The sequence below is a fragment of the Agrobacterium sp. RAC06 genome (assembly GCF_001713475.1).
Classification (GTDB): domain Bacteria; phylum Pseudomonadota; class Alphaproteobacteria; order Rhizobiales; family Rhizobiaceae; genus Allorhizobium.
Map to the genome: position 1 here is coordinate 3,597,501 of NZ_CP016499.1, position 12,668 is coordinate 3,610,168.

General features: G+C 58.1%; 9 protein-coding genes, 1 tRNA gene and 2 rRNA genes (1 of these 12 only partly in view). 11 read left to right on the plus strand and 1 reads right to left on the minus strand.

The features are described 5' to 3' along the window. From BSY240_RS17095 to BSY240_RS17115, 5 genes are all read left to right on the plus strand, one after another. Positions 1–2,075: ribosomal RNA gene (locus tag BSY240_RS17095) — 23S ribosomal RNA — on the plus strand (it extends 724 nt beyond the left edge of the window). A 117-nt stretch (positions 2,076–2,192) separates the two neighbouring features. After that, positions 2,193–2,307: ribosomal RNA gene (gene rrf / locus BSY240_RS17100) — 5S ribosomal RNA — on the plus strand. 176 nt (positions 2,308–2,483) lie between these two features. After that, positions 2,484–2,560 (plus strand) — tRNA-Met (locus tag BSY240_RS17105). Positions 2,561–3,007: 447 nt separating this feature from the next. After that, entirely contained in the window at positions 3,008–4,366 is a 1,359-nt protein-coding gene (locus BSY240_RS17110; protein WP_171901590.1) for an MATE family efflux transporter, read from the plus strand. After that, complete coding sequence (locus BSY240_RS17115) at positions 4,363–5,493, plus strand: DMT family transporter (RefSeq protein ID WP_069043093.1); 1,131 nt, start codon at positions 4,363–4,365, stop codon at positions 5,491–5,493. Before BSY240_RS17110 ends, BSY240_RS17115 begins: the two co-directional genes overlap by 4 nt. A gap of 14 nt (positions 5,494–5,507) precedes the next feature. Here the strand turns inward: BSY240_RS17115 and BSY240_RS17120 are convergent, their stop codons facing one another. Next, a complete protein-coding gene (locus BSY240_RS17120) occupies positions 5,508–6,458 on the minus strand; it encodes a LysR family transcriptional regulator (protein ID WP_054147625.1) in 951 nt (316 codons plus the stop codon). 484 nt (positions 6,459–6,942) lie between these two features. Between BSY240_RS17120 and BSY240_RS17125 the strand changes: the two genes are divergently transcribed. The 6 genes from BSY240_RS17125 to BSY240_RS17150 all read left to right on the plus strand — a co-directional run bounded on the left by BSY240_RS17125 (position 6,943) and on the right by BSY240_RS17150 (position 12,634). Continuing rightward, entirely contained in the window at positions 6,943–8,244 is a 1,302-nt protein-coding gene (locus BSY240_RS17125) for an NtaA/DmoA family FMN-dependent monooxygenase (RefSeq protein WP_069043094.1), read from the plus strand. Between the two features lie 54 nt (positions 8,245–8,298). Beyond that, on the plus strand, positions 8,299–9,603 hold the full coding sequence (locus BSY240_RS17130) for an NtaA/DmoA family FMN-dependent monooxygenase (protein ID WP_069043095.1): 1,305 nt from the start codon (positions 8,299–8,301) through the stop codon (positions 9,601–9,603). 50 nt (positions 9,604–9,653) lie between these two features. Next, positions 9,654–10,214: a flavin reductase gene (locus tag BSY240_RS17135; protein WP_083229654.1), complete on the plus strand. Its 561-nt coding sequence runs from the start codon at positions 9,654–9,656 to the stop codon at positions 10,212–10,214. Between the two features lie 63 nt (positions 10,215–10,277). Continuing rightward, on the plus strand, positions 10,278–10,979 hold the full coding sequence (ribB, locus tag BSY240_RS17140; RefSeq protein WP_083229752.1) for a 3,4-dihydroxy-2-butanone-4-phosphate synthase: 702 nt from the start codon (positions 10,278–10,280) through the stop codon (positions 10,977–10,979). After that, positions 10,963–12,066, plus strand: a complete 1,104-nt coding sequence (locus BSY240_RS17145; RefSeq protein ID WP_069043096.1) for an LLM class flavin-dependent oxidoreductase — start codon at positions 10,963–10,965, stop codon at positions 12,064–12,066. The genes ribB and BSY240_RS17145 overlap by 17 nt, the downstream gene beginning before the upstream one ends. Beyond that, the gene (locus tag BSY240_RS17150) at positions 12,029–12,634 is read left to right on the plus strand and encodes a flavin reductase family protein (RefSeq protein ID WP_236759272.1); all 606 of its coding nucleotides are present in this window, start codon (positions 12,029–12,031) and stop codon (positions 12,632–12,634) included. The genes BSY240_RS17145 and BSY240_RS17150 overlap by 38 nt, the downstream gene beginning before the upstream one ends. The last annotated feature ends 34 nt before the right edge of the window (positions 12,635–12,668 follow it).

Here is a 12,668-nt window from a genome sequence, read left to right on the forward strand (position 1 = left end):
AGCCATGAGCAGGCTGAAGGTTGGGTAACACCAACTGGAGGGCCGAACCCATATCTGTTGCAATAGATCGGGATGACTTGTGGCTAGGGGTGAAAGGCCAATCAAACTCGGAGATAGCTGGTTCTCCGCGAAATCTATTTAGGTAGAGCGTCGACCGAATACCCCAGGGGGTAGAGCACTGGATGGGCTATGGGGACTCACCGTCTTACTGATCCTAACCAAACTCCGAATACCTGGGAGTACTAGTCGGCAGACACACGGCGGGTGCTAACGTCCGTCGTGAAGAGGGCAACAACCCTGACCTCCAGCTAAGGTCCCCAAGTCATGGCTAAGTGGGAAAGGATGTGAGGATCCCAAAACAACCAGGATGTTGGCTTAGAAGCAGCCATCATTTAAAGAAAGCGTAACAGCTCACTGGTCTAAATAAGGGTCTTTGCGCCGAAAATGTAACGGGGCTAAAGCCATGCACCGAAGCTGAGGATTTGCAGTTTACTGCAAGTGGTAGCGGAGCGTTCCGTAAGCCTGTGAAGGGGTACCCGTGAGGGGCCCTGGAGGTATCGGAAGTGCGAATGTTGACATGAGTAACGATAAAGGGGGTGAGAGACCCCCTCGCCGAAAGACCAAGGGTTCCTGCTTAAAGTTAATCTGAGCAGGGTTAGCCGGCCCCTAAGATGAGGCAGAAATGCGTAGTCGATGGGAACCACGTTAATATTCGTGGGCCTGGTGGTAGTGACGGATCGCGTAACTTGTTCATTCTTATTGGATTGAATGGGCGAGGAAGCGGTTCCAGGAAATAGCTCCACCGTACAGACCGTACCCGAAACCGACACAGGTGGTCAGGTAGAGTATACCAAGGCGCTTGAGAGAACTATGTTGAAGGAACTCGGCAAATTGCACGCGTAACTTCGGAAGAAGCGTGACCCCTTTATACGCAAGTGTAATGGGGTGGCACAGACCAGGGGGTAGCGACTGTTTATCAAAAACACAGGGCTCTGCGAAGTCGCAAGACGACGTATAGGGTCTGACGCCTGCCCGGTGCTGGAAGGTTAAGAGGAGAGGTGCAAGCTTTGAATCGAAGCCCCAGTAAACGGCGGCCGTAACTATAACGGTCCTAAGGTAGCGAAATTCCTTGTCGGGTAAGTTCCGACCTGCACGAATGGCGTAACGACTTCCCCGCTGTCTCCAACATAGACTCAGTGAAATTGAATTCCCCGTGAAGATGCGGGGTTCCTGCGGTCAGACGGAAAGACCCCGTGCACCTTTACTATAGCTTTACACTGGCATTCGTGTCGGCATGTGTAGGATAGGTGGTAGGCTTTGAAGCAGGGACGCCAGTTTCTGTGGAGCCATCCTTGAAATACCACCCTTATCGTCATGGATGTCTAACCGCGGTCCGTCATCCGGATCCGGGACAGTGTATGGTGGGTAGTTTGACTGGGGCGGTCGCCTCCGAAAGAGTAACGGAGGCGCGCGATGGTGGGCTCAGACCGGTCGGAAATCGGTCGTCGAGTGCAATGGCATAAGCCCGCCTGACTGCGAGACTGACAAGTCGAGCAGAGACGAAAGTCGGTCATAGTGATCCGGTGGTCCCGTGTGGAAGGGCCATCGCTCAACGGATAAAAGGTACGCCGGGGATAACAGGCTGATGACCCCCAAGAGTCCATATCGACGGGGTTGTTTGGCACCTCGATGTCGGCTCATCGCATCCTGGGGCTGGAGCAGGTCCCAAGGGTTTGGCTGTTCGCCAATTAAAGCGGTACGTGAGCTGGGTTCAGAACGTCGTGAGACAGTTCGGTCCCTATCTGCCGTGGGTGTAGGAATATTGACAGGATCTGTCCCTAGTACGAGAGGACCGGGATGGACATATCTCTGGTGGACCTGTTGTCCTGCCAAGGGCATAGCAGGGTAGCTATATATGGAAGGGATAACCGCTGAAGGCATCTAAGCGGGAAACCCACCTGAAAACGAGTATTCCCTATCAGAGCCGTGGAAGACGACCACGTTGATAGGACGGGTGTGGAAGTGCAGTAATGCATGAAGCTTACCGTTACTAATAGCTCGATTGGCTTGATCGTTCTCATTGACCATGCTCATCGGCCCGGACAAAACCGGGCGATGATGCCAAATACGTGTTCAAAAAGACAAACAGGTAATCCCTGTACCAGCTTCTCAACAACATTGCCCTTAGCCGACCTGGTGGTCATGGCGGGGTGGCTGCACCCGTTCCCATTCCGAACACGGCCGTGAAACGCCCCAGCGCCAATGGTACTTCGTCTCAAGACGCGGGAGAGTAGGTCGCTGCCAGGTCTGCTAAAGGCAATGTTGTCAGGTTTTGTAAAAGCAAATACCTCAGGTTTTGCATCGCAAATACACCAATCTTCTCAACACAAAATCGGCCCAAGCCGAAAACATCGGGCCGCATAAAGCGGCCCTTTTTGCTTGGTAAGAACTCTCAAGCGCAACAATCATAGTTGCGCTCTTGGCGCGGGGTGGAGCAGCCCGGTAGCTCGTCAGGCTCATAACCTGAAGGCCGCAGGTTCAAATCCTGCCCCCGCAACCAGTTTGGTCACTTATCTCTCAGATCGGACAGATCAAACGTCTTACCGCCTCCATGCTATGGGGGCGGTTTCTGGCGTTTAGACTGTCATCCCGAAATCAGATGCGTGAGCTGCGATTTCGTTTCGGCAGGCCCCTGAACATCTGGGGTAGTCGAACCGCGCTTTCGAATTTTGTGATGGTCGATGCACGTTTCAGAGATCTATGACGAGGCACAAGAAACTCTGGGTGGACACGTTTGAGGTCGGACCGGACTGTGCAGATGATCGCCTTTAGGTGATCTCCCTGGGATCCAGTTCTTCAGGTCCCACCCTCTCGCGTGGCGCAGTCGGGAAACCGTCGTCTCTCCTCAATTGGTCTGAACCGCATGGATAACCTCACGGAACCGGCAAGCCAAAGGGTCGTCGGTTTTAGCGACGGCGCCATTTCCCAAGTGGGTGGACGGGGCGCCGTGTTCGACAGAAATCCCTGCGCTGAAAGCGTCGCCACGCATTTTGGCCAGACGACGCGGCTAGCGGGTCCGATCCTGATGGGCCATCTCTCGAACTTCGCCATGACGACGACGACTTTGCTTCTCTTCGGCTGGCTGGGCAGTGCCTCCCTCGCCGCGGCAGGTCTAGCGATCCGTGTGGCTGTCAGCACGAATATTCTGGCGGGAATCCTTCTTGTCGCCGGCGTCGCCGCCTCCGGCGCCAATGGCGGACGGGACGCCAAGCGCGTTTCCGGTTTCTACTGGAACGGTCTCTATCTGGCGCTGGCACTGTCGGTCCTGTCCTTCGCGTGGATGACCGTAGCGCCCGGCCTGCTTGCCGTGCTCGGCCAACCTCCAGAGGTCGTGGCCGAAGCCGAAAGGATACTTCACGTCTTGCGTTGGGGCGAACCGGCAAATCTTCTGCGTCTCGGGTTGATGCGCACCATGCTTCCAGCGCTAGGCATGACGTGGATCCTGTATGCGCTCACGCCTCTCTCCCTCGTGCTCTATGTCGTCGCGGGGTTTGGTCTCGTTTTTGGCTTTTCTGGTCTGCCGCCAATGGGTGCAATCGGAATTCCCGTCGCTCTGGTCGGCGTGACGTGGCTGACGGCGCTGGTCATGCTGGCCGCCGTTCATTGCGGGCGCAGTCGTTCTCTCATTCCCTTCACACGGATCCGACTGTCGCTATTGCGGGAGCTTATCCGGGCTGGCCTGCCGATCGGGACTTTGCAGGGCGTCGACGGGATCTTCTTCCTTATCGCGACAGTCGTGGTTGGCCAGTTCGGAGCTGCTGCGCTTGCCGCACACCAGATCGCGTTGAATTTCGGCACAATCGCCTATTCGCTGGCGGTTTCATTTGGTGACGCCGCAGCATTGCGGATCAGCTATCGGCGAGGTGCACTGGCCTTCCAGGACGCGCGGGTGGCCGGCTTCGTCGGCGTCACCATGGGCACTGTCTCGATGGCCGCTGCGGCTCTGGTCGTCCTCGCCTTCCCGAACGTCTTTATCGGCCTGTTCATTGACATCAATGATCCGGGCAATGCCGCAACGCTGGCAGCGTCGCAGTCACTGGTGCTCTTTGCCAGTCTCTTCATCTTCGCCGACGGCGTTTACGGTACCGGGATGGGCGTGCTGCGGGGGCTTGGAGATAACCGCTATGCGATGTTGGTCGTGATCATCGCCTATTGGGGAATTGGGCTCCCTGTCGGCGCTGCTTATCACCTACTCGTCGGGTTCGGTATTGAAGAGGTCTGGCTGGGGCTTGCGACTCTGCAGGGGTTTATTGGACTGGTTCTCATACAGCGCTATGCCAAGGTCACACGGCAGGATCCAATATGAGCAAACAGGAACTGGGCTCTGGGAGAACCTCGCTGCATCACAGTGAAGCGTGCAGCGGTCCGGGACAATTGCCGTCCCTTGATGCGTCGGATCTTGCCAGCGTGACGGCTGCGGCAATGCCGATCGTCACCGGACACGAGCCGGTTGCGGCTATCCCGCGCTTTGCGCTTCCGTTGTATAGGCCGATCAACCGTCTCGCTGTGCTGCACAGCCAGGGTAGGCAGAAATGGATCGCCGTGCCTGACAACATGCGCGGCTCAATTCTCTTCATACTGTCGGTCGTGATGTTTTGCATCATGATGGTGGCCATCAAGAAAATTGGTGACGGGTTGCCGCTTCCACAGATATTGCTGATCCGGCAGGTGATCCTGACCATGATACTTCTGCCGCTGTTGCTCGGCGATCTCTCGCGCGCGCTCAGCACCCAATACCTGGGAAGACACATCGTACGAGGGCTCGTCTGCCTTGGCTCGCAGTACACCTATTTTCTGGCGCTTCTGTATCTGCCACTCGCAGACATGACGGCGCTCGGCTTCAGTCAGGTCATTTTCATGACCATTGCCGCCGTCGTTATTCTCAAGGAGAAGGTGGGCTGGCGACGGTGGCTGGCAACGATGGTCGGCTTCGCCGGTGTCCTTATTATGCTGAGACCGTCTGGCGGGACCGTCGACGTCTATAGTCTGGTCGCAGTCTTGAGCGCGCTGCTTTTGTGCGGCGTCACCGTATCGATCCGGTTGATGGCACGCACCGAGTCGACGGAAACCGTCATGCTCTACCAGTCTTTCGTGCTCTGCGCGGCCTATGCGGTGCCGACCTTTCTGTGGTGGCAGTGGCCAACCAGGGAAGAATGGGTCCTCTTGGCTGTGATCGGCATAGTCGGGACGCTGGGACAGTATCTCTTCACACTTGCATTCCGGGTGGCGGAGGCTTCAGCGCTGGCGCCTCTGGAATTCACCCGGCTCCTGATTGCTATCATCCTCGGCTTTTTGGTCTTCAGCGAAATACCCGAGATGTCGACCATGCTGGGTGCGGTGATCGTCATGGGCTCAACGATCTACACGGTTCGACGAAATTCGCGGCCCGAAAACGCAGATCGAGCGAACGCGTTGAACCGATCAGGCCCGTAGGAACAGGACGCTTGTCAGGACGCGACCATAGCCAGCTTGCTGGTCATCGGAATGCTTTCCATATGGGTGTCGATGAGACAATCGACGAACCGGCGCGCAAGCTTGAATTCGCTGGAACTTGGCCCCGTCACCGCCGCGATGGCATGCACCCGTCGGGTGAGATCCTGGCGCAGCACCCGCAGCCGGCCCGTTTCGACATGCGGTTGAGCAACGTGGTCGGGCAGATAGCCGATATTGCGGCCCGACAGGATCAGCGTCATATGCGCATGTGCGCCGTATCCAATATCTCCACGGGTTGCTGCATTCCGGATCCGTTCGGGATGGAAGTGTTCGAGATGGCCGCGATTGGCATAGACAGCACTTTCGATCTGCTGCAGCGTGATGTCGGAATCGCGAATGTGGAACAGCGGATGCGCCCGGCCGCAATAGATCGCCGCCGTTTCCGGAAACAACGGTTCGAATGTCAGTTGGCTGAAGTGGTCGTCGGTCAGGCCGATGCCGACGTGAATGAGGCCGTCGGCCACATGACCTGTCATCTGAAATCCCAGCATGACTTCCAGCTTGAAGCGCGCATTGGGGTAGTACTCGGCCAGCCGGCTGATGGCTTCCGCAATGCGCGAACGCGGATTGTCGACGATGTGGTCCTGGACTCCGATGATCAGTTCATGTCCGGCACTGTCATTGAGATTGGACGCCCGCTGCTTGAAGTTCTCCACCGAGGCGAACAACTCCTTTGCCGCCTGATAGACGACCTCGCCCTCATGATAGAGCTTGAAGCCTTTCGGGCCGCGCTGGCAGAGCCGAACGCCGAGGCGAATTTCCAGCGATTTCAGATATTCGCTCAGCATGGATTGCGAGAGGTTCAATACCGACTGGGCAGCCGTAAAACTACCCTCCTCGACGATCGTGCAGAAGCATCGCAGCAACTTGAGGTCTACATCATAGATCTGGGACAAATTGGACATTGTAAACCAGTTCTGACTGTTTGAGCCGCCCTATTAAGTTCCTCAGCAAAGATTGTGCCAACACAAGAAACGCATTTGCGATCTTTGATAAAAGTCAACTTTTCAAGGGCTTGGAATCCGTCGCACTCAGGGGCAACGCCAACGAGCCGTTGCCGGACATGCGCGAACTGCTCATGTAAATGGCATGGCTTGACCCGAATGGTGCGCCGCAACACTTTCTGGGCGCGGAATGACAGCTTGCGCAGCTTTTTCACTAAGACGTAAAGTTGCAGATGTTCTAGGGGAGTCCCTCCCGACACAAGCAAGATACTATGATTGCAGGGAAACGGCCTGTTCGAAAAGCATCCATCCTGACCAATCAAAGCATCGAGCTTTGCCGATGGTCACTCATGCTGCACTGCGATTAACGTTCCTTCACCCCCCTTTACCTGCGGGCCGTTCTACGGCTGCGGCAGGTACGATGGATGCAAGGACACAGCGTAAAATGCCCAAGAGCTTTCACCTCGCCTGGTTCATGAATTTCTCCGTGGATGACTGGAATGCTCCCTTCTCTGCCGGTGGGAAACCCTGGGACGGAAACTTCTATGTCGACATGGCGAAGGCCATGGAGCGTGCCTGTTTCGACTATATCATGCTTGAAGACACATTGATGATTTCGGAGGCCTATGGCCACAGCATGGAGGTCTACCTCAAGCATGCTCTGATGGGGCCGAAGAGTGATCCCATGCCGCTTGCGGCACTGATCGCCAGCAAGACAAGCAATCTCGGCGTTGTCGCTACAATGTCGACCATGGCCTATCCGCCCTTCATGCTCGCCCGCCTCTGTGCGACGGTCGACAGCATCTCCGGCGGGCGGTTCGGGTGGAATATCGTGACCAGCGGCGAAAATCTCGCCGCCCAGAACTTCGGCATGGACGAACTGCCCCCCCGCCAGGACCGCTATGACATGGCGGATGAATATGTCGAACTCTGCAAGCAGCTGTGGGGCAGCTGGGACCAGGATGCCGTCGTGCTCGACCGTGAGACCGGCACCTATGCCGACTTCCGCAAGGTCAGACCCCTCAATTTCGTTGGCAAATACTATAAATGCCGCGGGCCGCTGAATTGCGTGCCCGGCCCGCAGGGTCGTCCGACCTTCGTGCAGGCAGGGGGATCGCCACGTGGTCGCCAGTTCGCGGCGATGACCGCCGACAGCATTATTGCAGCCGCATCCGGGATCGAAGCGATGAAGGAATATCGCGATGATATTCGCGCTCGTGCGGCAGCCGGCGGGCGTGATCCGGACGAGGTGAAGGTGTTCTTCATCGTCACCCCCGTCTTGGCGGAGACCGAAGCCGCTGCCAAGGCCAAGCTCGACGACTATGTCAGTTCGCCCGAATATCAGGTGAAGACGCTGGCCTCCATCAGCTCGGTCACCGATATCGACTTTTCGCAATTCGAGCTTGACGAGGAACTGCCCCGGCTGACCACCAATGGCGAGCAGGGCTCACTCGACGCCTTTGCGCAATGGGGCCGCGGCAAAACGCTGCGGCAGCTGATCAGCGATAGGGCGACGCGCGGTCTCGACGGCGTCGTGGGCACGCCCGACCAGGTGGCCAAACGGCTGGGCGAGGTGATGGAGGCCGTCGGCGGTGATGGTTTCCTGATCAGTTCGCCCTTCCAGAAAGTCAGCCGCCAGTATGTCACCGAGATTTGTGAAGGCCTCGTGCCGGCCCTGCAGCGCCGTGGCCTGACCCGCACGGCATACACAAAGCCGACGCTGCGCGAGACCCTTCGCGAGTTCTAGGAACCCGCGCCGGGAGTGAATGACCGATCTGCATCAGACAAGAGGACATCAGACATGCCAAAGCGCTTTCACCTCGGTTGGTTCATGAACTTCGCCGTCAGCGAGTGGAACCATCCCTTTGGCGCCGGCGGGCGGCCATGGGACGGGAACTTCTACATCGACATGGCAAAGGCCATGGAGCGCGCCTGCTTCGACTATATCATGCTCGAAGACACCCTGATGATTTCGGAAGCCTATGGCCACAGCACCGAGGTCTATCTGAAGCATGCGATCATGGGCCCGAAGGCGGATCCCGCACCGATGGCTGCCTTGATCGGCGCCAACACGAAGCATCTCGGCGTCGTCGCGACCATGTCGACCATGGCCTATCCACCTTTCATGCTCGCTCGCCTGTGTTCGACACTCGACAGCATTTCCGGCGGACGTTTTGGTTGGAATATTGTGACCAGCGGCGAGAATCTCGCCGCCCAGAACTTCGGCATGGATGAATTGCCGCCCCGTCAGGACCGCTATGACATGGCGGACGAATATGTCGAACTCTGCAAGCAGCTGTGGGGCAGCTGGGACCAGGATGCCGTCGTGCTCGATCGTGAGACCGGAACCTATGCCGACTTCAGCAAGGTGCGGCCGATAAAATTTGTCGGCAAGTATTACAAGTGCCGCGGGCCGTTGAACTGCGTGCCTGGCCCGCAGGGGCGTCCGACCTTCGTACAGGCGGGGGGCTCGCCGCGCGGTCGCCAGTTTGCGGCCATGACCGCCGACAGCATCATTGCGCCCTCTTCAGGTGTGGATGGCATCAAGGCTTATCGGGACGATGTCCGAGCAAGGGCACAAGCCGGCGGACGCGATCCGGATGAGATCAAGGTCCTGTTCGTCATTGCTCCCGTGCTTGGAGAAACAGAAGCCGAAGCGCATGCAAAGTTTGAGCGGATATCGGCGCATCCCGATTACATCGAGAAAGTCCTCGCCTCGATTAGCTCGATCACCGATATCGACTTCTCGCAGTTCGATCTCGACGCTGAACTGCCGCACCTGACCACCAATGGCGAACAGGGGTCACTCGATGCCTTTGCGCAATGGGGCAGCGGCAAGACTTTGCGCCAGATCTGCATGGAGCAGGTATCGCGCGGAATCGACGGACTCGTCGGTACGCCCGATCAGGTTGCCGACCGTCTCGGGGAGATCATGGAGGAGGTGGGAGGCGACGGCTTCCTCATCACGCGCCCCTTCACGACGACGATCAGCCGCCAATACATCCTCGAAATCTGCGAGGGCCTCGTACCAGCGCTGCAGCGCCGGGGTCTAACCCGGACCGAATACACCAAGTCAACCCTGCGCGAAACGCTGCGAGAATTCTGATCACCTTTTGAGGCCGCGACCAGGTGGCAACATCCGAAAAGAGGTCCCCGATGACACAAGCAATCAATGAGATCATCCCTCCGACGACAGAACCAGATGGTGCTTTGACATTGCGGCTTCCCGTCGAAGCTCAGGACTACCGGAACGCGATGGCCAAGCTTGCGGCGGCAGTGAACATCATCACCAGCACGGGCGAGAACGGTTGGTGTGGCTTTACCGCCTCGGCGGTGTCGAGCGTCACGGACAGCCCGCCGACACTGCTCGTTTGCATCAAGCGCACCGTCCAGGCACACGGGACGATTGCTGCATCGGGCGTCCTTTGCGTCAATACGGTCGCCGGACCGCAGGAGGAACTGGCGATGACCTTTGCAGGATCGGGCGGCAACAAGGATATGGCGCAGCGTTTCGCAGGCGGAGACTGGACCCAGCTCGTCACCGGCGCGCCTGTATTGACCGGTGCCATCGTCAATTTCGATTGTCGCGTGACCAGCGTCAGTACAATCGGCACGCATGATGTCTTCTTTTGCGAGGTTCTGGCCGTGGCCGGCCAGGACACTGTGGAAAGTGGGGCTCTCATCTATTTCGATCGGAAATTCCACGCCGTCGCCTGAATGTGGTCCGGCGTAGCTTCAAGCAAATGGCATGGCGAACGATAGGAGACAGCAGTGAACATCATGACCCCGGAATTCCAGAGGACGAAGACGCGACCGGATGGGACAGTCGCGAGTGCTGCGGAGATCATAGAGGAGGCGCGGCAGGGGCGGATGTTCATTCTCGTCGATGACGAGGATAGAGAAAACGAAGGTGACATTATCATCCCCGCATGTTTCGCCGACGCCGATGTCATCAACTTCATGGCGCGGAACGCCTGCGGCCTGATCTGCCTCGCCATCACGCGGGAACGCGCAGAAGCACTGGCATTGCCACCTATGGCTCCTGTTACTACCGCACCGTTGAAGACTGCATTCACCGTTTCTATCGAAGCCCGTCAGGGTGTGACTACAGGGATTTCATCACATGACAGAGCACACACCATCGCAGTCGCGATCGATCCCGAGGCTGGGCCGTCAGATTTGGTGATGCCAGGCCATGTCTTTCCGATTGTTGCCCGCGATGGAGGGACGATCACGAGACCGGGTCACACCGAAGCGGCGGTGGATGTGGCCCGTCTCGCCGGACTGCCGCCGTCCGGCGTCATCTGCGAGGTCATGAACGAGGACGGGACCATGGCGCGCCTACCGGACCTGATGACCTTTGCCAGGCGTCATGGAATGAAGGTCGGAACCATTGCCGATCTCATCGCCCACCGCTTCGCCATCGGCGATCATCCCTTCCCAGATGCAGGCGCGGCCACCTGTCATGCTGCAATGCGTTGACATCGCTGGCACCTCCACCAGGAGGATTCCACTTTCCGTCCTAGATCAATCGCTGGTCTCCGCCGGACATGTGCCGGCGCAGGCAATTCGTGACAGCGTCACGCTTGCCCGCGCCTGCGAAGGTTTCGGCTATCACCGCTATTGGGTTTCGGAGCATCACGGCAATGCGGCCATGGCCGGATCCGCGCCCGAAGTCCTTTTGGGTGCACTTGCCATGGCGACGCGCACGATGAGGATCGGTAGTGCTGGAGTTATACTCCCGCATTATGCACCCTTGAAGGTTGCCGAACAATTCCGTGTGCTTGAAGCGCTCGCACCTGGGCGGATCGATCTCGGGCTTGGTCGCGGTCCCGGTGCCGATCGTCAGACCGCCTATGCCTTGAGACCCGATGCTCTGGATAATCCCGTCTCCATGTCTGCGATGGACAGCTTTCCCGCCAATGTCGAGGACACACTTGCCTTGGTTCGCGGTGAGCCACTCGGTGATGACCATGTCTTCGCCGGAGTTTTCGCACAACCCCGAGGGCCAACGGCACCTCAGCCCTGGATCCTCGGGTCAGGCAAATACTCCGCACGTCTCGCAGGCCATCTCGGGCTGCCCTTCTGCCAAGCGCATTTTTTTGGCAGCGACAGCGAAGCCTCCCAGGCAATCGGCGCGTATCGCGCAGGCTTTCGCGCCTCGCCGACCCTGACAGAACCCCTTGTCGGCATGTGCCTCATTGCTATGGCAGCGCCAACCAGTGCCGAGGCCGAGCGCCTTTTCCTCTCGTATGTCCCCTGGCGTCTCTCGAGAGATGCCGGACGCATGGTGCCGTTGCAGCAGCCCGAACACGCAATCGCAGCGGTTGTCGGCCTTGATCAGGACACGATCCAGCGTCTGCGCAAAACGGCGGTGTTCGGTACCCCCGACGAGGTTTTCGCCAGAATTGCGGGGCTCAAGACCGGTTACGAAATAGACGAGATGGTGATCCTCGCGCCGGCATATGAGCTCTCTGTTCGCATGGCCTCCTATGGCCTAATTGCGGGGATCAATCAAACACAGGCAACAGATGACCGACCGGCTCGGGCGTCCGAATTCTGGCTATGACCGTCCACAAACCATCGGAGACTTCGTGATGATAGAGATCGGCGCCATTCCACCAGCAACCCCCGAGCTGCCGACGATTGATCAAGGCACTTTCTGGCGCACCCTTGGCACACGTGCCACCGGAATGACGATCGTCACAGCCAGGAGCGACGAGGGACCTGTCGGATTTCTCGGCCTGTCTGCGACACACGTGGCGGCCGACCCCGCAACCATGATGGTCTCCATTGATCGCAAAACCAGCGCGCTTGCAGGCGTCCTGTCTCAGAGACACTTTGCAGTCAACTTTCTCGATGCAGCCGCTGCTCATGTCGCGACCGCGTTCGGAGGTAAGTCCGGACTGCAGAATGCCGACCGTTTCGTCGACGACGAATGGGCGACGCTTGCAACCGGCGCCCCAGCCTATTGTCGGGCTCTTGGCGTCTTCGATTGTCTCGTGGAGACCGTTGTTGAGCACGGCAACGTGTCCATCGTTATAGGAAGGGTGGTCGCGGCCTCCTCCCGCGCCGATGGCGAACCCCTCCTTTTTTTCCGCGGCAAGACGATCGAGGGCCTACGCCGGCCAGATTGATTGGCTGGAAGGGCGCCTGACAGACTTTCTGTGT

Bases quoted from the DNA above. Each gene is read 5' to 3' on its own strand.
- BSY240_RS17150 (WP_236759272.1), top strand. From the start codon at position 12,029: ATGACCGACCGGCTCGGGCGTCCGAATTCTGGCTATGACCGTCCACAA.
- BSY240_RS17130 (WP_069043095.1), top strand. From the start codon at position 8,299: ATGCCAAAGCGCTTTCACCTCGGTTGGTTCATGAACTTCGCCGTCAGC.
- BSY240_RS17145 (WP_069043096.1), top strand. From the start codon at position 10,963: ATGCTGCAATGCGTTGACATCGCTGGCACCTCCACCAGGAGGATTCCA.
- BSY240_RS17120 (WP_054147625.1), bottom strand. From the start codon at position 6,458: ATGTCCAATTTGTCCCAGATCTATGATGTAGACCTCAAGTTGCTGCGA.
- BSY240_RS17115 (WP_069043093.1), top strand. From the start codon at position 4,363: ATGAGCAAACAGGAACTGGGCTCTGGGAGAACCTCGCTGCATCACAGT.
- ribB (WP_083229752.1), top strand. From the start codon at position 10,278: ATGACCCCGGAATTCCAGAGGACGAAGACGCGACCGGATGGGACAGTC.
- BSY240_RS17135 (WP_083229654.1), top strand. From the start codon at position 9,654: ATGACACAAGCAATCAATGAGATCATCCCTCCGACGACAGAACCAGAT.
- BSY240_RS17125 (WP_069043094.1), top strand. From the start codon at position 6,943: ATGCCCAAGAGCTTTCACCTCGCCTGGTTCATGAATTTCTCCGTGGAT.